The sequence below is a fragment of the Arcicella sp. LKC2W genome (assembly GCF_034931005.1).
Lineage (GTDB): Bacteria > Bacteroidota > Bacteroidia > Cytophagales > Spirosomataceae > Arcicella.
This window is the reverse complement of sequence record NZ_JAYGIN010000017.1, coordinates 1-21,246: the sequence shown is the minus strand read 5'-3', so window position 1 is coordinate 21,246 and position 21,246 is coordinate 1. Positions and strand designations below refer to the sequence as shown.

19 protein-coding genes and 1 pseudogene are annotated in these 21,246 nt (G+C 35.3%); 6 read left to right on the top strand and 14 right to left on the bottom strand.

Going from position 1 to position 21,246, the window contains the following annotated elements:
- Nucleotides 1-138: 138 nt before the first annotated feature.
- The 3 genes from VB796_RS14190 to VB796_RS14180 form a co-directional block, all read right to left on the bottom strand.
- Entirely contained in the window at nucleotides 139-861 is a 723-nt protein-coding gene (locus VB796_RS14190) for a peptidase (RefSeq protein WP_323347222.1), read from the bottom strand.
- A 113-nt stretch (nucleotides 862-974) separates the two neighbouring features.
- On the bottom strand, nucleotides 975-1,970 hold the full coding sequence (locus tag VB796_RS14185) for an alpha-E domain-containing protein (RefSeq protein ID WP_323347221.1): 996 nt from the start codon (nucleotides 1,968-1,970) through the stop codon (nucleotides 975-977).
- Between the two features lie 341 nt (nucleotides 1,971-2,311).
- Entirely contained in the window at nucleotides 2,312-4,375 is a 2,064-nt protein-coding gene (locus VB796_RS14180; RefSeq protein WP_323347220.1) for a BatA domain-containing protein, read from the bottom strand.
- 587 nt (nucleotides 4,376-4,962) lie between these two features.
- On the opposite strand from VB796_RS14180, the gene VB796_RS14175 reads away from it, so the two are divergent.
- From VB796_RS14175 to VB796_RS14165, 3 genes are all read left to right on the top strand, one after another.
- A complete protein-coding gene (locus VB796_RS14175; RefSeq protein WP_323347219.1) occupies nucleotides 4,963-5,487 on the top strand; it encodes a hypothetical protein in 525 nt (174 codons plus the stop codon).
- An 8-nt stretch (nucleotides 5,488-5,495) separates the two neighbouring features.
- Nucleotides 5,496-5,756: a hypothetical protein gene (locus VB796_RS14170; RefSeq protein WP_323347218.1), complete on the top strand. Its 261-nt coding sequence runs from the start codon at nucleotides 5,496-5,498 to the stop codon at nucleotides 5,754-5,756.
- Between the two features lie 137 nt (nucleotides 5,757-5,893).
- Entirely contained in the window at nucleotides 5,894-7,441 is a 1,548-nt protein-coding gene (locus tag VB796_RS14165) for a bifunctional metallophosphatase/5'-nucleotidase (RefSeq protein ID WP_323347217.1), read from the top strand.
- 250 nt (nucleotides 7,442-7,691) lie between these two features.
- Here the strand turns inward: VB796_RS14165 and VB796_RS14160 are convergent, their stop codons facing one another.
- Nucleotides 7,692-8,558, bottom strand: a complete 867-nt coding sequence (locus VB796_RS14160) for a DUF2911 domain-containing protein (protein ID WP_323347216.1) — start codon at nucleotides 8,556-8,558, stop codon at nucleotides 7,692-7,694.
- A gap of 138 nt (nucleotides 8,559-8,696) precedes the next feature.
- On the opposite strand from VB796_RS14160, the gene VB796_RS14155 reads away from it, so the two are divergent.
- The 3 genes from VB796_RS14155 to VB796_RS14145 are packed head-to-tail and all read left to right on the top strand — an operon-like array spanning nucleotide 8,697 to nucleotide 10,097.
- On the top strand, nucleotides 8,697-8,975 hold the full coding sequence (locus tag VB796_RS14155) for a hypothetical protein (protein WP_323347215.1): 279 nt from the start codon (nucleotides 8,697-8,699) through the stop codon (nucleotides 8,973-8,975).
- A complete protein-coding gene (locus VB796_RS14150; RefSeq protein ID WP_323347214.1) occupies nucleotides 8,957-9,562 on the top strand; it encodes a zeta toxin family protein in 606 nt (201 codons plus the stop codon). The genes VB796_RS14155 and VB796_RS14150 overlap by 19 nt, the downstream gene beginning before the upstream one ends.
- A gap of 4 nt (nucleotides 9,563-9,566) precedes the next feature.
- Nucleotides 9,567-10,097 (top strand): NUDIX hydrolase, encoded by a 531-nt coding sequence (locus VB796_RS14145; protein ID WP_323347213.1) that lies wholly within the window; start codon nucleotides 9,567-9,569, stop codon nucleotides 10,095-10,097.
- 187 nt (nucleotides 10,098-10,284) lie between these two features.
- Here VB796_RS14145 and VB796_RS14140 read toward each other — a convergent pair whose 3' ends face one another.
- The 10 genes and pseudogenes from VB796_RS14140 to VB796_RS14095 form a co-directional block, all read right to left on the bottom strand.
- Complete coding sequence (locus VB796_RS14140) at nucleotides 10,285-10,872, bottom strand: peptidylprolyl isomerase (RefSeq protein ID WP_323347212.1); 588 nt, start codon at nucleotides 10,870-10,872, stop codon at nucleotides 10,285-10,287.
- 98 nt (nucleotides 10,873-10,970) lie between these two features.
- Nucleotides 10,971-11,576: a hypothetical protein gene (locus VB796_RS14135; protein ID WP_323347211.1), complete on the bottom strand. Its 606-nt coding sequence runs from the start codon at nucleotides 11,574-11,576 to the stop codon at nucleotides 10,971-10,973.
- Between the two features lie 176 nt (nucleotides 11,577-11,752).
- Entirely contained in the window at nucleotides 11,753-12,184 is a 432-nt protein-coding gene (locus tag VB796_RS14130; RefSeq protein WP_323347210.1) for a hypothetical protein, read from the bottom strand.
- A gap of 753 nt (nucleotides 12,185-12,937) precedes the next feature.
- Entirely contained in the window at nucleotides 12,938-13,255 is a 318-nt protein-coding gene (locus VB796_RS14125) for a T9SS type A sorting domain-containing protein (protein ID WP_323347209.1), read from the bottom strand.
- Nucleotides 13,252-13,491 carry a hypothetical protein gene (locus VB796_RS14120; protein WP_323347208.1) on the bottom strand — a complete coding sequence of 80 codons (240 nt, stop codon included), beginning with the start codon at nucleotides 13,489-13,491 and terminating at the stop codon, nucleotides 13,252-13,254. Before VB796_RS14120 ends, VB796_RS14125 begins: the two co-directional genes overlap by 4 nt.
- An 11-nt stretch (nucleotides 13,492-13,502) precedes the next feature.
- Nucleotides 13,503-14,993, bottom strand: a complete 1,491-nt coding sequence (locus VB796_RS14115) for a hypothetical protein (RefSeq protein WP_323347207.1) — start codon at nucleotides 14,991-14,993, stop codon at nucleotides 13,503-13,505.
- A 150-nt stretch (nucleotides 14,994-15,143) separates the two neighbouring features.
- Entirely contained in the window at nucleotides 15,144-15,701 is a 558-nt protein-coding gene (locus VB796_RS14110; RefSeq protein ID WP_323347206.1) for an RNA polymerase sigma factor, read from the bottom strand.
- An 89-nt stretch (nucleotides 15,702-15,790) separates the two neighbouring features.
- Entirely contained in the window at nucleotides 15,791-17,029 is a 1,239-nt protein-coding gene (locus VB796_RS14105) for a hypothetical protein (protein ID WP_323347205.1), read from the bottom strand.
- Nucleotides 17,030-17,142: 113 nt separating this feature from the next.
- The gene (locus tag VB796_RS14100) at nucleotides 17,143-18,927 is read right to left on the bottom strand and encodes a gliding motility-associated C-terminal domain-containing protein (protein ID WP_323347204.1); all 1,785 of its coding nucleotides are present in this window, start codon (nucleotides 18,925-18,927) and stop codon (nucleotides 17,143-17,145) included.
- A gap of 508 nt (nucleotides 18,928-19,435) precedes the next feature.
- A pseudogene (locus VB796_RS14095) lies at nucleotides 19,436-21,246 on the bottom strand (hypothetical protein); the annotation flags it as partial.

Here is a 21,246-nt window from a genome sequence, read left to right as displayed (position 1 = left end):
CGTATCAGATTCAAAATGATTCAAATTTCTCCTCAAAACAGAAAGTTTAAACAGGTTCAACAAATCAATACGACAACCTTATGTTTAGCCATAAAGCTGTCGTATTGATTTGTTTATTCAAGGTTTTATCTAACTCGCTTATTTATTACCAAGTACATCATTAATCCATTCAGTTTGTAAACTATCAACCGAAGTTTTCATCAAGGCATTCCATTGTTTGGTAACGCCCTCCATTTGCTCTTTTTCCAAACGATGTTCGATAAGATGAAAAGAGTTTTTATGATAAACAATTACATCAATCGGATAATCAACATCACTGGCACTTACTTGAGTAGCATCAAAAGAAAGAAAACCTAATTTTAAGGCTTCTTCAATTGACGTTTCATAAGATAATGCTCTATTTAATAAAGGTTTTCCATAATTTGAATTACCAATAATTTGAAATTTCAAGCCTTCGTTAATTTCAATCCAATTGCCTTCTGGAAAAATTAAAAACAGTTTGTGTTCATCATCTTTTTCCATTTGCCCACCAATGATGGAGTGCAAATTAAATTTATATCCTTCTTCTTTTAGACTCGCTTTATCTTCTTCAGCAACTTTGCGAACCATCTCCGCAAAAGCATTCACAGCCTCAAACATATAGTCAAAAGTGAAGCCTTTTTCTTTTGTTAATTGGTTGAAATAGATAATAGATTTATCTCTAATTGACCGCAAACCTGCCGTCATAATAAACAACGAGTGATTTCCGATTTGATGCGTCGAAACTTTTTTGTTTGAGTAAACTTCTGTTCCCGCTGTAATTCTGTTATCTGCTATGGCAACGAGACCGCCTTTAACTTTAATTCCTAAACAATATGTCATTTTGTGGTTTTTGGATTGGGGATTGAGTATTAAGTATTAGAAAATTACTGTGTTAATTTGATATCTAATACCTTTCACCTATTACCTATGAGTTTACAAAAGTAAAAAACTCCTTATTGATTAACCACAAGATTCATAGATTCTTCTTCAATAACTGGTTTTAAATCGAAATAAGTCTTGAAAATAGCCGCCCCAACGCCATTATTTTTCTGTTGAAATTCATCTAAATATTGATGTAATCCTGTTTTAAATATGTCTTTTACTTCCGTAAATTCTACTTCTGAACGTAATTTGCTGAGTGCCTTCTCGGCAGGATTTGAATATGAATTGGTAATTGCCGTTCCCGAAATTTCATATAATGATAATTCAGCCTGACGAATACAGTGCATGACCGAACGAGGGAATTTTTTATCCAATAACAAAAAATCTGTAATGGCAGTCGGATTAACAATTTGATATTGCTGACGGAACATATTGTAAGCACTTACCGATTTCAAAACCGCCGACCACAATAATAAATCAAGTGGCGAACCTACGGCATCAATTTCGGGAAGGAGCGTAAAATATTTCACGTCTAAGAAACGAGTTGTTTTATCTGCACGTTCTAAAAGTCTTCCCAAACGACCAAAATGCCAACCTTCTCCACGTGTAATGGTTGAATCAACAATTCCGTAAAATAACTGACTTCCCGTTTTGATATTCTCTAAAAATCCTTGATAACGAGCTAATTCCCACGATTTACTTTCTGCCGCCGCATCTTTTACTGTCCAATAAATCTGATTGACATATTCCCACATTTCACGAGAAATACTTTCACGAATCGTTCTTGCATTTTCACGAGCTTCTAACAAACACGATAAAATAGAATTAGGATTACGGACATCAAAGGCCATGAAGTATAAAACATTCTCACGAGTGGGAGCGTCATAATACTGTTCAAAAATAAAATTATCGGCAGTTGCAATAATCAAAGGTTGCCATTGTTCTGGAACATTCGGAGGTAAATCTAAAGCAAGGTTGAAGTTTACCGAGATAAAACGGGCGTAATTATCGGCACGTTCAATGTACCGATTCATCCAATAAATAGAATTTGCGACTCTACTAAGCATACGATTATAAATTTAAAATGCCTGATTAATTTTTATACAAGTTAGTCGAAAATTTGATTAATCCTATCTTTGAATGTCAAATTAAGCCCAAAAAGATGGAAAGCGTGAAAATGGAAAGAGGGGAAGAGGGAAAGGGGAAGAGGGAAAGAGGAAAAGGGTGAAGAGGGAAAAGGGGAAAGGGTGAAAATGGAAAGAGGGGAAGATGGAAAGAGGAAAAGGGTGAAAATGGAAAGAGGGAAAGGGGAAGATGGAAAAGGAGAAAGAGGGAAAGGGTAAAAATGGAAAAAGAAAGGAAAAAGGAGTAAAATAGAGATTCTTTTTTACTCCTTTTTTGGGGAAAATTATTTCATCAATCTCACCAATAAAATTTCAAGGGCTAAAAATAGTAAAGCGGCTATTACAAAGTATTTCCATAGAGCAACGCCAAAGTTTTGGTCTTTGAAAGTTTTTACAAAATCAGCATCGTCAATTTTATCAAAAATCTGTACGTTTTTCTTTCCATTAAAGATAGATTTCAATTCATCAACGCTATAAAAATTCATCATTGATTCTTTATTGTCGTGATTGAATGCCACCAATCTTTCCACTTTTCCGTTCAAAACTAATTCGTAATAACCCGATTCAATTGCTTGATTATCGGCTAATTGATTAGCTTTGGGCAATTCAATCGTTAATTGTTTTCCGTTGAGATTTTGTACTGGAATAATCTCTAATTTTCCTTTTCTCAATTTAAAAGTGGAAGTCTTCGGAATATCGTCCACTTCTACCGTAAACGTGTTTTGTTCAAAAGAATAAGCCGTTGGTTCTTGACGAACACTCAACGCTCCAACTTTGTACATGATGGGTACAAAAAGGGCATTGCGGGCAAAATCGCCAAAGGTTGCATCCAATGGTGAAGCCAATAAATAAACCTTCCCACTTCCAGCATTAGAAACCGTCAGGAACGGCTGATTATTTCTAAAATTCAAGAGCTTATCTCCCATCGCTTGCCACGTCAAAACACCACCCTGATTTGGCATTTGTAGCAATTCTTTTTGTGTTGAATTATCAAAAATATCTACGAAAAACGATGAAGATTTCACGGGTTCAGCCAATGGTGTAAAATCAGCTTGCGTAATCGTTCTCGACTGAATACTCCGAATATTAAACGAACCCAAAAAATTATTATAACTCTGTAAATCAGATGCTTGAGCAGGAATCACAAACAAACTTCCGCCCGCACGTACAAAGTCTTGTAAAGCCGTTTTGATACTTCCATCAATATTTTGTACACCTTCTAAAACTACTAAATTTGCGGTTTTGAACTGCCCAACGTCCACATTAGAAGCCGAGAAACTTCTGAACGCAAAAACACTATCATTATCAAAAACCGTCTGAACATATTTACCAACTGATGCTTGTCCATAAAGATGTAAAACCTTAATGGTTGGAGCGGCATTCAACACAAAGTAATAGTCATTATCAAAAGTGATGGGCGTATCGTCAAATGAAATTCGAGCTTTTTTGAAGCCTTTTCCTTTTACGGTAAATGCAAAATTTGCGATTGTTGAAGACTTTGATTGAATACTGGCAATGGTTGAAGAAACTTGTGTATCGTCGATAAACAACTTTACTTGTAAATTTTCAACGGTACGTTCTCCTGTATTAAACAATCTGACGGTCAATTGATTGGTGGACATTTCACGTACAAAAGGCGTACTCATCCAAACTGAATCTACAAATACATTCTGCAAGGCTTTTGCTTGTACAGGTACAATAAAAAGGCGTGAAGACGAGTCTAATTTCAGTTTTGTTAAATCCCCAGAAGTAGATTTTTGAAAATCTGAAAACCATAAATATTGATTCCCTCCTTGCGAATTATGCTTTGAAGCCAAGTTCGCCTGACGTTTCAGAATATTCTCAAAAGTGCGTGGCGTATGCGTAAACTTGATGGTGGTAGTTCGGTCTTTTATTTGTTGCGTATTGCCAACGCTATGTTCGTCCGACGAAAAATCATTCGTAATTAATTGTAATTGAGAACCTTGCGGAAAAGCCGTCAATAATTCCTCCACTTTGGCGATGGCTTTATCCAAGTAAGATTTTTTATCCAACTCATTTTGCATAGAAAGCGAATTATCCACATAAATGCTCGCCACACCGCCCGCATTTACGCCTTTTCCCGATTTTGAGGGTAAAAAAGGTTGTGCAAAAGCCAAAACCAAAGCAGCAATAAACGCCATACGAGCCGCCATAATCAGCAAATGTTTTAATCTGCGAAAAGACGACGTTGTGGTATTAACTGCCTTCAAAAAAGCGACATTGGTAAACAGCACTTTTTTAGTTCTACGGAAGTTGAACAGGTGAATAATTACGGGAATTGACAAAGCCAAAAGTCCCCAAAGAAAGGTTGGAAATAGAAATTGCATATATTTTGTAAATGCGTTATTTGTAGTAACAATAACAAAGATAAACGGAAAATGGTATAATGATGAATTTGTATCAATTTGTCAAACAGGTAGAGACAAGGCAATGCCTTGTCTAATCTCAGGAAATTGAATTATAATTTTAAACAAGGCAATATACGATTATACCCCGATTTTAAACAAGGCAATATACAATTATACCCCGATTTTAAACAAGGCAATATACGATTATACCCCAATTTTAAACAAGGCAATATACGATTATACCCTGATTTTAGACAAGGCAATATACGATTATACCCCGATTTTAAACAAGGCAATATACGATTATACCCCGATTTTAAACAAGGCAATATACGATTATACCCTGATTTTAGACAAGGCAATACACGATTATACCCCGATTTTAGACAAGGCAATATACGATTATACCCCGATTTTAGACAAGGCAGTGCCTTGTCTCTACTTTCAATAATTATTCCAATTTAACGCCATCGCTCTGAAAGATTGTCTTCTAAAAATAAAAATCTACTGTTTCAAGATTTCTAAAAGTAACATTTGTTAATTTTAGAAATAAAAACCTTAAAACTATGACACGTAGATTTTCCTTATTCCTCATTGCAACATATTTATTTTTTGCCTGCGGACAGAAAAATGTTCCAACATTAAAAAACTCGGCTCTTTTATCTTCTTTCATCGCACAATCGGGCATCAAAGCGGTTAAGGCTACCGACGATTCTTTATTGATAAAAGCAAAACGCTGGCAAGGTTCTGGAAATTACCCTGGTGTGGATAATTGGGAAGTTTTTGAAATTCCTGCCCAAACAAAATTGTATGGTGGCTTACCTGGACAGTCAGAGTTTTACAGCATCGAAAAATCTTTAACGGATGTCAATTACGACAAAGTAAAATACTGGGCGAGTTTACAAGTTAGTCCGCACCCGCAATTTGGGTTTCGTCCAAAAGTGGGAGAATATTCTGTCAACAACATGATAAAAGTAGCGGTTTCGTTAACTTTGGCTAATCCCAAACATGGAGTAGGCGGAGCTTGGCAAGTTTTTGTAAATGATTACACTAAAAAGTTAACTTTCCTGAAAGAAATTCCTTTAAAATAATAGATGAAATGATAGTAGATGATTGCCAAGCCTGCGAACCTGTCAACCGATTGGTAAACGAATTGTTAGAAAAAGGTTTCGTCATTATTGAACAACGAATGGAAGACTACCATTTTCATCAATTATACATTAAACTACAAGGCAATATTGATTTATTGAATTTATGTAGAATTGATGGATTTTCAAGCGTTGAAAACAAGTTTATTTGCGAATGTCATTGGTCAACTATTGAGTTTATAACTTCTCGCTCAGATGTCTATTTTTGTTAGCTTGCAAAAACGAAATAACCAGTTTATCCCTCTTATGGCAGATTTCGGGGTTTCATCAGTATTTGATTGAAAGTCTTTAAAATAAAATTTACTTTTACTTTCGAAAACCATTTTTGGAACAGCAAACATCAACCAATATGAACAAACTATTCTTATATGGCTGTTTAATTACAGCCCTTCTATTCTCGTGTAAATCAACACAAAACACAACTAATAAAACTTCCGACAATACGGTAGATATTACCTTTCTTCACGTAAATGACGTGTACGAAATCTCGCCATTAGAAGGAGGAAAAGTAGGCGGAATGGCTCGTATAGCTACTTTACGCAAAGAATTATTACAGAAAAATCCAAATACGCTTACAGTTTTAGCAGGAGATTTTTTGAACCCTGCCCTTATCAGTACCTTCAAATATGAGGGAAAAAGCATCAAAGGTCGCCAAATGGTAGAAGTGATGAATGCCATTGGTTTCGACTGGGTTGGTTTAGGAAACCATGAATTTGATTTGGACGAAGCAGATTTACAAAAACGCATCGACGAATCTAAGTTTAATTGGCTGTCTTCTAACGCATTACAAAACAAAAAAGGTGTTTTAGAGCCTTTCAGTAAAACTGTTGATGGCGTAAAAGTCCCATTCCCGAAAACGGCAATTTTGACTTTCAAAAATGCACAAGGTAAATCGGTAAAAATGGGAATGTTCTCAATCGTTTTACCGTCTAATAAAAAGGATTTTGTGTATTATGGAGACTTTTTTGAAAGTGCCAAAAATACGTATGAAATTCTTAAAAATGAATGTGATTTTGTGGTTGGTATTACGCATATCAACAAAGCTGATGATGCAAAATTGGCTGAAATGTTGCCCGATGTAAAATTATTAATGGGCGGACATGACCATGATAATATGATAGAAACTGTAAAAGGCGTAGTCATTGCCAAAGCTGATGCAAACGCAAAAACGGCTTATGTTCATACTATTTCTTATGATACTGAAACTAAAACGGCAACCGTTAAAAGTGATTTGCGTAAAATTGACGATAGTATTCCACAAGATTCGACCGTGGCAGCAGTTGTAAAAAAATGGGACGACATTATGGATGTGGCTTTGACCAAAGTAGGAATGAGCAGAAATGATGTTGTGGCAGAACTTTCTGAACCGTTAGACGGACGTGAAAGTAGCATTAGAAATGGACGTACCAACTTAGGAAATTTGATTGCACAAGCTATGACTGCTTCGGCCTCAAAACCTGTTGATTGTACTGTTTTCAATAGTGGTTCGGTAAGAATTGACGACCAAGTTTCGGGAAGAATTACGCAATTGGACATCATGAGAATTTTACCTTACGGTGGAAAAATCGTCGAAGTTGCCATGAAAGGACGTTTATTGGAACGTGTTTTAGAAACTGGTTTGAAAAATAAAGGAAGCGGAGGTTTTTTACAATGGGATAAAATCAGCCACGATGAAGCTAAAAATGAGTGGTTAATCAACGGTAAATTATTGGACGTAAATCAAGATTATTACGTTTCAATTCCAAAATTTATGATGGAAGGAAAAGAAACTAATTTAGGCTTTTTGACCTACCAAAATCCTGATGTCATTAAAGTAACTGAATCAGACGAAAAAGATATAAACGATATTCGTAACGATGTCAGAAAAGTTTTGATTACTTATATGAAGAAGAAGTAGAATTTTGAGGAACTTCCCGAAAGCTTAAAACTTTCGGGAAGTTGAACCCCAAAAACCTAAATTATCACGTTTATCTTTGAAACGCCAAAGTAGAATTAGTTACTTTGCCCCTTCCCTCCTTTTTACTTAAGGGAAATTGTAAAATTAAAAGTACCAACTATTCGCCGCTGAACTTCCCGAAAATTTTAAACTTTCGGGAAGTTTGTCCAAGCCAAATATGGTACGTTATTTTTTACAATTTCCCTTAAGATTATTTCTTCTTTTTCAAAGGAACAGTTTGTACAGCGGCAGGAATTTTAGCCGTATAGTCAGCAACACCTTTTGCGATAGCATCTTTAAAGAATCCGAAAGATGGGTCGCCTTGTCCTATTGCAAGAGCCTTTTGAGCCAATGGCAAAGCCTCACCATAATTTCCTAATTTACTCAAAATCTGAGCTTTAGTCCAAAGATTACGAAAAGTTTCAGCACCTGCGATAGATGTATTTACCAATTTCAAGGCTTGGTCTAATTTACCTTTTCCTTGCAAATAATCAGCCGCACCACGCATTAAACCTGCATTGTCAGTAGTAGCCTTTGTGATAGCAGTTTCAATCATTTTAGAAGTTTCAACCGCCAAAGGAGCAACTATTTTCTTATCAGCCCAAGTGATATTCATGTTGGCAGTGCTATCAGAAAGGTCTGAAAAATCAATCGTAAACCACTCTGTTTTAGCTACCGAAGTAGGTTTTACACTCACACGCAAAGCATCTTTATCTTGTGAATACGTTTGCTCAGAAGCTGAAATATCTTTGTTGAAAATCAACGTCCAAGTACCAGCAGTAGGAATTGAAAATACAGAATAAGTACCTGCTGTCAATTTTTGTCCTGACACCAATACATCATTTGAAATGGTAATTTGAGTAGCACCGTTTGCACCAGTTCTCCAAACTTTATCGTAAGCAACAACACCACCGAAAACATCACGTCCTTTTAATCCTGGACGAGAATATTTCACAGAGACATCAGTAGTACCAACTACCTGTGAAACCGAAGCCACTGGACTTGGTTGTGGTAAACGAAGTTGAGCCGTAGCAGATAGAGAAATGCACGTTAAAACGGCAAGAAACAGTTTTTTCATTTGTTTTAGATTATTTTAAATTAGATTGAATTCCTCAAATTTAACAGTATATCTTCAAAAGAGTTTAGTTTTATGTCGAATGGGCAATTATTCACGACAAATTAGTAGATTTGTTCCATTAAACTAAACAATAATATTATGCAAAAGCCCGATTTTATTCTTGATTTAGAAACGCAAGCAAGTCTATCTATTGAAAAATTAAGAGAACAAAAATTTGCTCAAAATCTGCCTTTTATGCTTGGTGAATTAGACCTTAGAGACAACCAATTTTATTATGAATATGCCAATGGAGATATTTCGATAGCTGAGTTTGAAACTCACCAAAAACATCATAAAACTCTACGCTATTTAACCTTTGAAGAAGCAGAAAAACTACGAGAAAAATTCAATTTATTACCATGCCCAATTTATACATAATTGCAGGACATAACGGTGCTGGGAAATCTACATTTGGAAGAAAACTATTGCCCAGTTCTGCTCAAAATTTGCCCATTTTTGACGGAGACATCATTTTTAGTCAAAAGCTAAAATTAGTAAAAGAATCAATCAATGTACATAAATATGCAATACAACAAGCTGAGGAAGAAACAGTTATAACCTTTAAACAATTAAGTAGCGAGGCAATTACCTTGCAGAATGATTTCGCTTATGAAGGACATTTTAGTAATGCTAATTCATGGGACACCATTGTTCATTTTAAAGAAAATGGCTATACTATAAATATGATATTCTTGGGCTTAGTTACTTTAAAATTATCTGAAAAAAGGGTAAAAGATAGAGTTCAAGGCAATGGTTTTTTAGTACCTTCTTACGCAATTTATCATAACTATTTTGGCAATTTACGTTTCTTAAATCAGAAGTTTCATCTTATTGATAATTTACACATTTGGGATACATCTTCTGGAATACCACAAATCTTATTAGTAACTTCAAATCATCAAAAATTATATATCTCGGACTCTTTGCCTAAATGGTTTTCCGATTTTTTACCCGCATTAATCTAAAATCATGCACAGAAATCAATTAAACGAACTACTACAAAAACACAAACCCTTCAACAAACAAGAGGCTATTTTTACTGAACAAATGATAGCATTTGTCAAAGAACATTCTGATTGTTTTGAACGCTCTTTACTCATCGGACACGTTACGGGGTCGGCTTGGATTGTTGATAAATCTCGACAATTCACTTTGTTGACTCATCATCGAAAATTAGATAAATGGTTTCAAACAGGCGGACATTGCGATGGTGATTCTGACGTACTAAATGTTGCCTTAAAAGAAGCTCAAGAAGAAACAGGACTTACTGATATTGAAGTTATTAGCTCTGATATTTTTGACATTGACATTCACGAAATTCCTGAACGAAAAGGTATTCCTGCCCACTTGCACTATGATGTAAGATTTTTATTAGAAGCTGATATGAACGAACCATTAACGATTTCGTCAGAATCTTCAGATTTAGCATGGGTTGCGATTTCAGAAGTACAAAAACTCAACGATAGTGAGTCAATTATGAGAATGGTTTTAAAGAGTTGATGAGGTTATGAGTGAAGGAGTTATGGGGTTAAGAGTTTATGGGTGAAGTGGTTATGGCGTAATGTATTATGATGTCAAATTGATAAACCCTTTAACTCATTAACCCATAAACTCACAACCCATAACTTCATAAACTCCATACCCTCATAAACCCTTAACTCCATAACTCACAACCACATCCCCTCCCTCACGGCATTTCAATTCTAAAAAAAACAGGAATGGCTGGTTTTTCGTAATATTCTGGAGCTTGTTGAATTTTATCTACTACATCCATTCCTTTGATTACTTCTCCAAAAACCACATAAAGTCCATTTAATTTTTGAGCTTCTGCCGCATTAGTTACGATAAAAAACTCCGTAGGTGACGACGCTTTTTCGGGATTGCCTTCGTCGTATCTCGCCATCGCAATTGCTCCACGTTTGTGGGTAAGTTCTGGGAAATATTCGGGCGGAACGAGATAATCCAATTGGTCTAAATATTCGCCTCCACCTTGAATAGCTGTCAGATAAACATTGCGATAAAAAGTACGGTGAATATAATAATTTGATTTGACCAATCTGATAAAATTGGCACGATGCAAAGGCGTTTTATCATAAAGTTTTATCGTAATATCACCTCCAACGGTTTTAATAACTACCTCATTTTCAGGATTTTCCTTTCCATATTCAGTCAAGAATGTTTTAGGGTCTTTATCAAAAAGTCGTAAGTCTTTTTTGCATGAAAATAGACTTACGACTGTCAATACCAATAAAAAAATACGTTTTAAGATAATCATTTTAAAGCTTTTGGATAGTCTTGATTTAATCATTGAGACCAATTTACTACCCAATACTTCATTTTCAAATTAAGTAAATAACTATTTTTAAATTTGATTTACATTCCTGCTAATTTCTTCAAATCAACTGCTTTTACGGCTTCTTTTACCATATCAGATTCAACATTTCGTCCTTCGGCAGTTACTAAAAAACGTTCATTGACCCCTGCGATAATGGTGCTTTTTTTCTCTTTTTTCTTAACATCCTCCCAAGCCTTTATTCCACTAATTCCAAGGTCAACGGCACCCAAATGTTCTTGGTCATTATCTACCGAAAAACCTGTTGAAAACATAGCTGTTGCTGCCCCAAAAGCTGCATACGAAGCACTATAATCCATAATATTTACGGTTATTTCAGCATCTCCATTCTTATAAATCTGCGATGCCGTCGAATACGATATTCCTGCCATATTTACTGATTCACCTTTGGGTTCTCCATCTTTTGCATAGCCCGCAATACTCAAAGGAAGTAATTTTTGCAATTCACCATAAGGCATCGAAATAGTATCACCTTTGGCTCTTCTTTCTTTCATTTTATTGTCAGATTCTTTCATGCCTTCAGCATAATTTTTCAAACCTTCAGCAGCATTTGCGGCATCTTTTACTTTTCCACAGGAAAATAACAATACGCACACCAACAGTATGGGAAACAGTCTCTTTTTCATGAAAATTGGTTTTATTTTTCTATGAAATTCCCTATATTTTTTCAATTGACCTTTACCGTTGAATAAATAAAAAGCCTCCCTAATAATTTAGAGAGGCTTGCTTTATCTGTATGGAATTGTGACGTTTATGTACCAGAACCACCGACGAGCAATTCCCTTAACATTTTTATTCCGTATCAATATGTTAACGAAGAAGGTAATCTTGGCGTTTGTACTTCGTAGTCGTCAATTGGTTTTGGCTTATTAAATAAAGCTCTAAAAGTATCTGTCATGTAGAAAATGTCCTCCACTTTACTACGTGCCAAACGCATGAGATAATTATTCAAGCCATTATGAATAGCGTAAGCAAAAATATTACGCAACATCACTAAATCAGCTTCATACTCACAAAAATTCTCAACGGTGTACATCGTGAAACCTCTGTCATTGTCTTGAGCGTTGAATAATACTAAATGATAATTTCTTCCATGAATAAATGAAATCACTCTATTCTTAGAATAATCATAAAACATATTGTTGCTATCAACTAATAAATCAAGTATTTCCACCTCATTATTGGTTGTATTTAAGTTATCTGTTATGGCTTGGAATTGATTTTCTACTGTCATTTTCTTAAAATTTTACGTTGATGTTTGAGTGCTTTTACTCAGTTGTTACATAAATTTTACGATTAAATATAATAATTCCAAGCATTAATAAGATTTTTTCAAAAACGTATCATAAATGTAATCATCAGTCAAATACGGCTTTTTAGTAAAAAATGTATTTATTGGCAAAAGAGGTTCATGTTGAAAATCAGGTAAAAAAGTACAATTTCAGAGAGTATGTTTCAAAGGAATTGGGTTTTAAACAAAACAAGTTTTTTTACTTAAAATGGCTATCCAACAAACCCTATTTTTTTAAAAAACACCATTTTTTGATTAAAAACCAACATTTTGACACTTGACAGGGTAAGGATTAAAAATCAAGCTTTGAAATGATAAAAATCATAAAATTGCTAAAAACTACATCAATTATGATGAAATAATATTTTCGTCTTTTCTTTTTAAGGTTTCGTCTCATTCTCAAGAAAAAGTAAAAATCATCCACTAATTTTAGTTTCAGTAATAGACAAAAGATGTTATTCAATATTGAGAGTGTGGTGTTATCTAAATAGCATTTTCACTTTGGTAGTTAAGTAACAGATAAAGATTAGTAGCCAAATATTTGATTTCTTAGAAAAGTTCAATATTTACAAATCTCCAATGGTCGAATTATATTTCATCATAAATACTAAAAGATTTAATTGAGAAGTTTAAAGAGGTTTCACAGCAAAGCCACCCCGATATTCGGAGTGGCTTTCTTTTTATTGCTCAATAAATTTACTCAATCACAATTTTAGAGGTCACACTCCTATCATGTTTAGATACTCGCAAGAAATAAATGCCCTGTTGAAAACCTCTTATTGCTACGGTTTCATTGACATAATTAAGTAAATGTTCACGTCCATAACTGTCAAATAATTGAACATCAGCATTTTGCAAAGATTTTGAAAGTATAACATTAAACTCTCCTCTACTCGGATTGGGATAAACTTGAACTTCCTCCTCTCCTACTTCGCTTTCATTTGCCAAAGGAATTAAAATACTGATTTTGAACGGCTCTGATAATTTCACACAACCATCTTTGGATACTTTCACTTGATAAGTTCCTGATTTGTCGGCTTCATAAATCGACGTGGTGGCGTTTCTTCACTTGATAGTAATAAATTACCATTAGGAGAAGCAAAAATAGATGTTCTATAAAAAAACGTATCCATATTTTTAGTATCGAGTTCGTCTATTTTTTTCTCCCATAAAACCTTCCCTTCCTTCTGCCCAAAAGCATCGCCAAACATCGCCAGCAACGTAGCGAATAAAAGTGTAAATTTTTTCATGATTTTTAGATTTATTGAACTTTAAAATTCAGCCCAATTTTTAGCCCTAAATTATACGCATTGGACTGTATGAGGCTTTTTGAATTATTGATATTGTTTAATAAATAATTGGCGGTTGGTTCTACCGTCAAGAAACAATTTTTATTGATAATGTGCTGAAAACCAGCCGAAGCGTTTAGAAACACGTTGGTCTGACGATTAGCGGGGTCATACATCAATTGCGTACCTGTGGCAATGAAATAACGATTTCGTCCTGATATTCTTAAAAATTTCTGAACATCTGCTTTCAAACCTATCATTTCGAGGGTATTGCTTTCGGTTCTATGTTGCACAACCTGTTCAATCCTGTTGTTGGTATTTGCAGCAATATTCTCCACCAATAATTCATCAGTAGAAACCTGATAGTCAGCCCATTGACGCATTTTTAAATACGAAATATTCGTTCTAAAATTCCAAGTATTACCAATAGGTTTTGTCACACCAATCTCAAAAGCATAACCATTTCGTTCAGCATCAAAAAGCCCATTTTTTTGTAAATTCTGAATAGCACGATTATTTACCGTTAATATTCTATACGTTTGTAAAGGTGTGATACTGACACTCAAATAAATGGCTCTACGAATTGGTTTGATTTCCTTACTCAATGGATTTTCAGAGATTTGGGGAGTTATCAAATCGCTTTTTACAAAGACAATATCCTTATTTTTGAGCAATTCAAGAGGTTTTGTATATCTCACTTCTTCAATTGTCGCCTCATTAGTAGCAATCTGATTTTCTGATATATTTTTAGCTGATTCTTCACCCAATTTTATTTCTTCATTGTACACATTAGAAACGTTTTTCTCTTTCAAAACACGTCCAATTTTAATCTGTGTTTTTTTAGTTTTTACATGATTTATCGGTGATATATTTTCTCGCTCTACGTCTTTATGCTCAATCGCAACATTTTGTATTTCATTATTTTCACCTACTATCAAAGCATTTTTTTCATCTAAACTTACCAGAAGTGGCTGCGTGTTTATTTTCTCAGTTGAAACAATTGTTTTTTCAAGCACTTGCTCTCCAATCACTAATACTTCCGATTGTTGTTGGACAATCGGAAGTATTTCATCCTCCTCAAAATAGGGCGTAACGCTATTTACAATTAATGTTTTTGTCGAATAAATCTGATTTTTATTTTCAGTTGATTTATTTTTTTCAATATACTTTTCAATTCTCTGACCAACAACTGGGCTATTAAAAGGCGTTACTTTAGTGTTTTTAACCAATTCATTCTCTACCTTTTCAGTCGATTTTTTCTCCCAAATAATTACACCACTCAATAACAAAAGCAAAGCCACAACGGGAATCAAAAACCGTTTCATTCCACCGTCCCAACGAGGTTTATCGGGCTGAATGGCAGTATATATATTTTCCCAAGTTTGTTCGGATGGCTCAGGCTCATAATCCGAGAAAGTATCTTGGAGAAAGCGTTTGAGTATATCTTCTTCTGGATTTTGCATTTTTGTATTTTTACAAATTAAGTATGGGAGTTTTTAGTTGAATTGGTTAGCTAAGTTATACCCGATAAAATCTCTCTGTTATCTCTCCTAAGAGTTTTAAACCCTTGGGAGGGGTACAAATTCACCGAACAGCTAATTCCCAATTACTACTCAATAAACTCTTGTTACATCTTGATAACCAATTTTTATTAACTCTTTTTTCAATAAATCTCTCCCTCTTGATAATTGCGATTTTGATGTTCCTTCGGTTATATTCAACATTCCAGCAATTTCAGCGTGATTATAACCATCAATCAAATACAAGTTTATCACCATCCTATAACCGTCGGGCAAGGTATTGATAATATTCAATATTTGCTCTCTACTCAAACGTGAAAATATATTTTCATCATTTTCACTAAACTCTGCAACATACTCATAACCAACCTGTTCTCTTTCGTGAGAGGTGTGGCGGTAATGGTCAATGGCGGTACGAATTACCGAAGATTTTACCCAATAATTAACTGATTCTATCTTTTCGAGTGTGTGTAAGTTTTTAAAAATTTTAATAAATGCTTCTTGAAAAATGTCCTCAGCCTCTGCTTCTGTACGTGCATAACGCCTACATACCCCCAAAAGCCGACCTTTATACAGATTATAAAAGGCAGTTTGTGCTTTGGGGTCATTGCGTTTACAGGCAAGGACTAATTCTCTTTCGTTATTGGGCATTTAGAGTTTAGGTACGTTTTATTCGAGATGAACTTGTGGTGGTCAAGTAGAAAAAGTATTACTTTCCAAGTCTAAATCTTTCTTAAAATTTATAGAATTCGGAATTTATATAAAATATTTCCGTCGCTTGCCAAACGAACTGAATAGCGGTCCGTTCCTTGTTTTACTTCAATCTGAAAATGGTTTACACTCGTAACAATCTGATAAGCACCCTGATTGTAGGGTTCATAAACTACATTTGCTTTTACAAATATCCAATTGGCAAAATTATTATTCAAGGTAGTTTTGACCGATTCGGGCAAATAATTTTCACCTAATACTTGAGTTCGAATTAGTTTTAAATCGTTCTTCTTACTTTCTTCATCAATAAGTAAATAACGATCATTTTGACCAATTTTCACGGTTACAAAACTGGTTTTGTGGTTTCCAAAAATGCTTTCTGACACACCATAATCAAATTGCCAATTGGGAAAATTAGCCTCTAAATAAGTGGTAAGGTCTGTTGGTAGATTTGTTTTGGTTAAAACTTTGTAAGTATATTCGTTTTCAATGGTAGATACCCATTGCAAAATTTGTCCCGAATCTGCAAGGAATATTTCGGACGTTTGCAAAGCACCATTGAGATGTTCTCTAAAATTCAAGACTATTTTATACGATTTATCAGCCAAATTATAGATAATCACACTGGCACTTTTTAGTTGATTATTACTCAAAAACTGTTTGATTACGGTCGGAATGGAAGCATCAAAATTTATCTGGTCGGTACTGGTAAAAGTGATAGCAGAGGGCTTTACGTTTGGTTGATTTTCTTCCCTGACAAAATTATTATTGGCATCATAATACAGGTTTATAATTGTATTCTTATCGGTCTGAATAACTAATTTATAACCATCTGTTACAGTCAGAGATTTCATTACATCATAAACCATCACAATTTCGGCAGTAGTATAATTACTCAAAAAGTGTTGTTTTATGGTAATTGGAAGGCTTTTGGGCATACCAACCAATTCATTCAAGTCAATTATTTCACCTTGATAATCAACTAAAGACGATACTTTTCCAGCAGGAGTGACAAAATCAGTCTGCCAGGTTTTGTCTTGCTCTAAGGGTTTGAAAATAAATGAACTTACATTGGGATACGTCAATTTGAAAACCTCAGTAGTTGCCTGTGGAATGGTTGGAGGTAAAGTAGGCGGTGTTTCATCAACCACTTTATCACAACTTTGTAGTGATAAAATAGTCAACAATGAATAGAGGACAATTTGTATTATCCTGCCATTTTGCTGTTTTTCTTGCGTTTGATTATGTTTTTTGTAAAATACCATCATGCTTTTATGGTTCGACGTTGTTTATTATCTGAATAGTAAGATACAACAATTATCGTCCTTCTAAAAACATGGACGGAAGTCAAATCAAAAAGGGTTGCATGAAGCGTAAAAAATTAGCGAAAAAGCATAAATGTGCCTTTATATTGAAAATTGGGGCGGTCTGGGAAAGGATTAATTTTGTAAACGTACATACCTTCGGGGAGGGTTTTGCCACTATCTGTACCATCAAAAGGCGTATATGTGCCTTTTGAATAAAAAATCATATTTCCCCAACGGTTAAAAATCTGAACTTCTGGATTAGGATAGACCTCTAAACCGTTTAATTCCCAAGTATCATTATTTGCGTCGCCATTAGGAGTGAATGCCGTTGGAATGTAAACAGGTTGATACACTACAACATTGATTGAATCTTTACCTTCACAACCCAAATCTGTTTTGACAGTTACAAAATATTTGGTACTAACAATAGGCTTAGCAGTAGGGTTGGCGATTGTGGCATCGTCTAAAGTTGTTGCTGGCGACCATAAGTAACTAAGTTTAGGTTGGTTAATAAAGCCTTTTAGTGTGATTCCGTTGCCTTTTCCTAACAGAATATCATCTCCCAATTCTGGTTTAGGAAAATCTTGAATTTCAACTTCTTGCTCAGAACTTCCCTGTAAACATGGCAATGAACCATCTAATTTATAGAAGACTTTATAAGTGCCAACACCTAACTTTTTATAATCAAAGGTTGTAGCAAATTCCCCATTAATCCTGAAAGCTCCGCCAGAGGGCGTACCTTTTAGTGGTATTGCAGCGTGTTCTGTTCCGCAAACCGATAGAATTGGGTCAGTTGTCACACTTGTTGCGTTGAAAAATTCTATTTTTACTACTGGCGAAGTATCTGTACAGGGAGCTTCATCAGTAATTTTTAACTGAAAATCTCCACCTGCTCCAACGTCCAATTTGTTTAATGTTCCTACTGAATTCCCCCCTAAAAACCATTCATAGTTTTTCATTCCAGCAGGGGCAGAAAGTGTTGCAATATCACCTTGACAAAATTGTGTTTTCCCTGTATTGGTAGTAATGATAGATTTTGGGTCAGAAACCATAAAAGTTCGTTTATCAAAAACACTTGGACAACTACCATTTTGAGCAACTTCGTAAGTTATTTCGTGTTTACCCACACCCGCCGTTGCAGGATTAAAAGTTCCTACATTTGCATCAGTAATACCTTTCCCCTTGAATTTTCCATTTGCAGGTGTTGCTGTTAAATTAATGGGAGGTGTTGATAAACCACAAAAAGGCGGAAGAGAGTCTATTTTAACCGTAATGACTGAGGTATAATCAAGTTTGTATGGTAATGAAAAAGATGAACACGCATTACTCAGTGAACTTTGGTCGGTTACTTTCAATATATATTCACCTGCTTTTTTTGCCGTAATTTCAAAGTATTGCAAAGGTGTTATTAAATTATTATCCAAAAACCAAAAGTATTGAAATCCTAACTGAAAATTCGTTTTTAAGATAATAGAATCTCCTTGACAAATTTGAGTAACTGCTCTACTTGGTGTAATTATCGGTATTGGTGGATTATTTAGTCCGACAATATCAAGGGTATTTGAAATAGAAACTACACCAACGTTATCTCTGACAGTTAAACGATACTGACCAATTTCATTATGGGTAATGCTACTTGAGTTTTTGCCCGTAAGAGTTGACCACCCTATTGGAGCGGGACGTAAAAACTCCCATGTATAATCAACTATATTGGGGGCAGAACAGGATAATCCAATACTTCCATTTGGGCAAATACCTGCTCCATTCTTCATGATAGTAATTTGGGCGTGACTTACCCAAGTATAACCAATGAAGAAAAAGAGAAATAATAGATTTTTATGGGGTATTTGTTTAAGCACAATTGCTATATTTTTCTGTTTAAAACTTTACTTTTTAACAATTAGTGGTTAGAAAAATATATGTAAATATACTACCGACAACGTTTTTTGACAAAATTTGTTGTTGATAGGATAACGAAAATCTTTTAAATTTTCTATTCAAGGCTTATTAAGACAATTGGAAGATAAAATATTTTCATTTACAAAACCTCTTTATCTTAAAGTCAAAAAGAAAGCCCTCGACCATTGGTCCGAGGGCTTTGCATACGTGGGTTAGGGTTAGTCTTCGCTCGCATTGAAAACTTCTTTTCCTGATTCTCCCATCTTTACTTTTATTATTATCTTTTTAGGCTTTAGAGGTTAGAGGTTAGAGGTTAGAGGTTAGAGGTTAGAGGTTAGAGGTTAGAGGTTAGAGGTTAGAGGTTAGAGGTTAGAGAAAATGGATTTTGATTATCTCAAGTTCCATTTTCCCACTTCACTCCAAATTTATCTAATACCTCATTCCTACTACTTCATACCTACTACCTAATTACTTCTTCGCACTTTTCGTTTTGATGATACCATAAGGAATACATCTTGCTTCTCCACATGAACATACAACTTGTTGCATTGTTACGGTGTAATCCGTGTAGCAATCGTTGGCATTGAATACACGTACTGTGAATTTCGTGCCTGCATTTGTACTTGGATTAGCAATACCAGATTTAACAACTCCATCTGTTGGAATATCTGTTGCATCTGCGTATTTCTTAGTTCCTGTGTAAGTGCTTCCTTCAACGATGTCATATTTCAATCCTGTGAATGTACCTGCTAAGATAACTTTACCGTCATTCTTAGGAGTATCTTGGTCACAAGTTGAAACTTGAGCTGTTACTGTAATACCCGTTGGTTTTGGATAAACGATTAACGTTGCTACAACTGTTGCAGTACAACCATTTCCTGTAACAGTTACTGAATAAACTCCTGCATCAGTTAATTTAACATTCAGTAATTGTGGGTTTTGCGACGATGACGTGAAACCATTTGGACTTGACCATGCGTAAGTTAAACCACCTGTTACATTCAAGATTAAGTCTTGACCTTCACAAACTGGACCACATACTGCGGTTGGTGTAAATCCTGCTGTTACCGTTACTTTCGCTGTTACCTCACAACCGCCATCTGTTTTCACTAATACTGAATAGTCTCCAGCAGTTGAAACATTTATCTTCTGAGTTGTTGCTGTAAATCCACTTGGTCCAGACCATGAGTAAGTCTCACCGTTGGTTACCTCTTTATTGACAGTCAATTCAGTTGAAGCTGATGTACATAATGCAGTTGCTCCAGTAATTAACACATTTGGTTTAGCTGTTTCCGTTACGGTGAATTTACCTTTCGAGATACAACCTGTTACATCCGTGATTGTTACATCATACGTTCCATCGGTAGCTACTTCGATACTTGAAGTAGTTAATCCGCCTGTCCATAAGTACGTTGCTCCTGTTCCACCTGTTGCAGTCAAGGTAGCTTTTCCTCCATTACAGAAGGCAACTGCTGCCGTCGAAAGCGATGCTGGTGTTACCGTTATCGTTGTCGTTGCTGTGGCTGTACAACCTGCGTTTGAGATGACCGTTAAAGTATATGTACCTGACTCAGTTGGTTTAGTTACCGATGGAGATTTTTCTGTTGAAGTAAATCCATTTGGACCAGACCATGCGTAAGATTTAATACCTGTTGTTGCGGTTGCATCACCCGTTAAGGCTGTTGAACCACCTTCACAAATGGTTGCTCCACCTACTTGGATTGACAAGTTATCACTAACCACTTTAATTGTTCCTACTGCACTACATCCTGCATTTGTTACTGTCACTTGATAAGTTCCTGCTGATACATCTACCGATGCAGTTGTTGCAGAGAAATTGTTAGTTCCAGACCATGCGAATGTTCCTGTACCGTTGGCAGTTAAAGTAACTTTTCCACCTGAGCAAGTAACGGTGTCTCCTGTAATTTTAACAGTTGGGTTATCTTTAATTGTTAAAGTAGCCGTTGCTGTTCCGATACATCCACCTTCAGTTGTTCCGATTACGGTATAAACTTGTTGAACCGACACCGTTGGATTTGCTCCTGTGGCCGTGAAACCATCTGGTGCTGACCATGCGTAAGTTACACCGCCCGTTGCCGTTAAGGTTGTTGTTCCACCTGTACAAACTTCTGCTGAAGTAGCTTTAATGTCTGCCGTTGGTTTCACTTCCACCGTTGTCGTGGCTACTGCTGTACAACCATTAGTTGTGATTGTTACTGTGTACGTTCCTGCTTTAGATACTGATACTTCTTGCGTTGTCGCTGAGAAGTTGTTATCTC

Excerpts from the sequence above, each read along its gene's own strand:
- VB796_RS14170 (WP_323347218.1), top strand. The coding sequence starts at position 5,496 with ATGATAGTAGATGATTGCCAAGCCTGCGAACCTGTCAACCGATTGGTA.
- VB796_RS14165 (WP_323347217.1), top strand. The coding sequence starts at position 5,894 with ATGAACAAACTATTCTTATATGGCTGTTTAATTACAGCCCTTCTATTC.
- VB796_RS14175 (WP_323347219.1), top strand. The coding sequence starts at position 4,963 with ATGACACGTAGATTTTCCTTATTCCTCATTGCAACATATTTATTTTTT.
- VB796_RS14110 (WP_323347206.1), bottom strand. The coding sequence starts at position 15,701 with ATGCCCAATAACGAAAGAGAATTAGTCCTTGCCTGTAAACGCAATGAC.
- VB796_RS14140 (WP_323347212.1), bottom strand. The coding sequence starts at position 10,872 with ATGATTATCTTAAAACGTATTTTTTTATTGGTATTGACAGTCGTAAGT.
- VB796_RS14120 (WP_323347208.1), bottom strand. The coding sequence starts at position 13,491 with ATGAAAAAATTTACACTTTTATTCGCTACGTTGCTGGCGATGTTTGGC.
- VB796_RS14150 (WP_323347214.1), top strand. The coding sequence starts at position 8,957 with ATGCCCAATTTATACATAATTGCAGGACATAACGGTGCTGGGAAATCT.
- VB796_RS14130 (WP_323347210.1), bottom strand. The coding sequence starts at position 12,184 with ATGACAGTAGAAAATCAATTCCAAGCCATAACAGATAACTTAAATACA.
- VB796_RS14180 (WP_323347220.1), bottom strand. The coding sequence starts at position 4,375 with ATGCAATTTCTATTTCCAACCTTTCTTTGGGGACTTTTGGCTTTGTCA.
- VB796_RS14135 (WP_323347211.1), bottom strand. The coding sequence starts at position 11,576 with ATGAAAAAGAGACTGTTTCCCATACTGTTGGTGTGCGTATTGTTATTT.
- VB796_RS14115 (WP_323347207.1), bottom strand. The coding sequence starts at position 14,993 with ATGCAAAATCCAGAAGAAGATATACTCAAACGCTTTCTCCAAGATACT.
- VB796_RS14160 (WP_323347216.1), bottom strand. The coding sequence starts at position 8,558 with ATGAAAAAACTGTTTCTTGCCGTTTTAACGTGCATTTCTCTATCTGCT.
- VB796_RS14190 (WP_323347222.1), bottom strand. The coding sequence starts at position 861 with ATGACATATTGTTTAGGAATTAAAGTTAAAGGCGGTCTCGTTGCCATA.
- VB796_RS14185 (WP_323347221.1), bottom strand. The coding sequence starts at position 1,970 with ATGCTTAGTAGAGTCGCAAATTCTATTTATTGGATGAATCGGTACATT.
- VB796_RS14105 (WP_323347205.1), bottom strand. The coding sequence starts at position 17,029 with ATGATGGTATTTTACAAAAAACATAATCAAACGCAAGAAAAACAGCAA.
- VB796_RS14145 (WP_323347213.1), top strand. The coding sequence starts at position 9,567 with ATGCACAGAAATCAATTAAACGAACTACTACAAAAACACAAACCCTTC.
- VB796_RS14155 (WP_323347215.1), top strand. The coding sequence starts at position 8,697 with ATGCAAAAGCCCGATTTTATTCTTGATTTAGAAACGCAAGCAAGTCTA.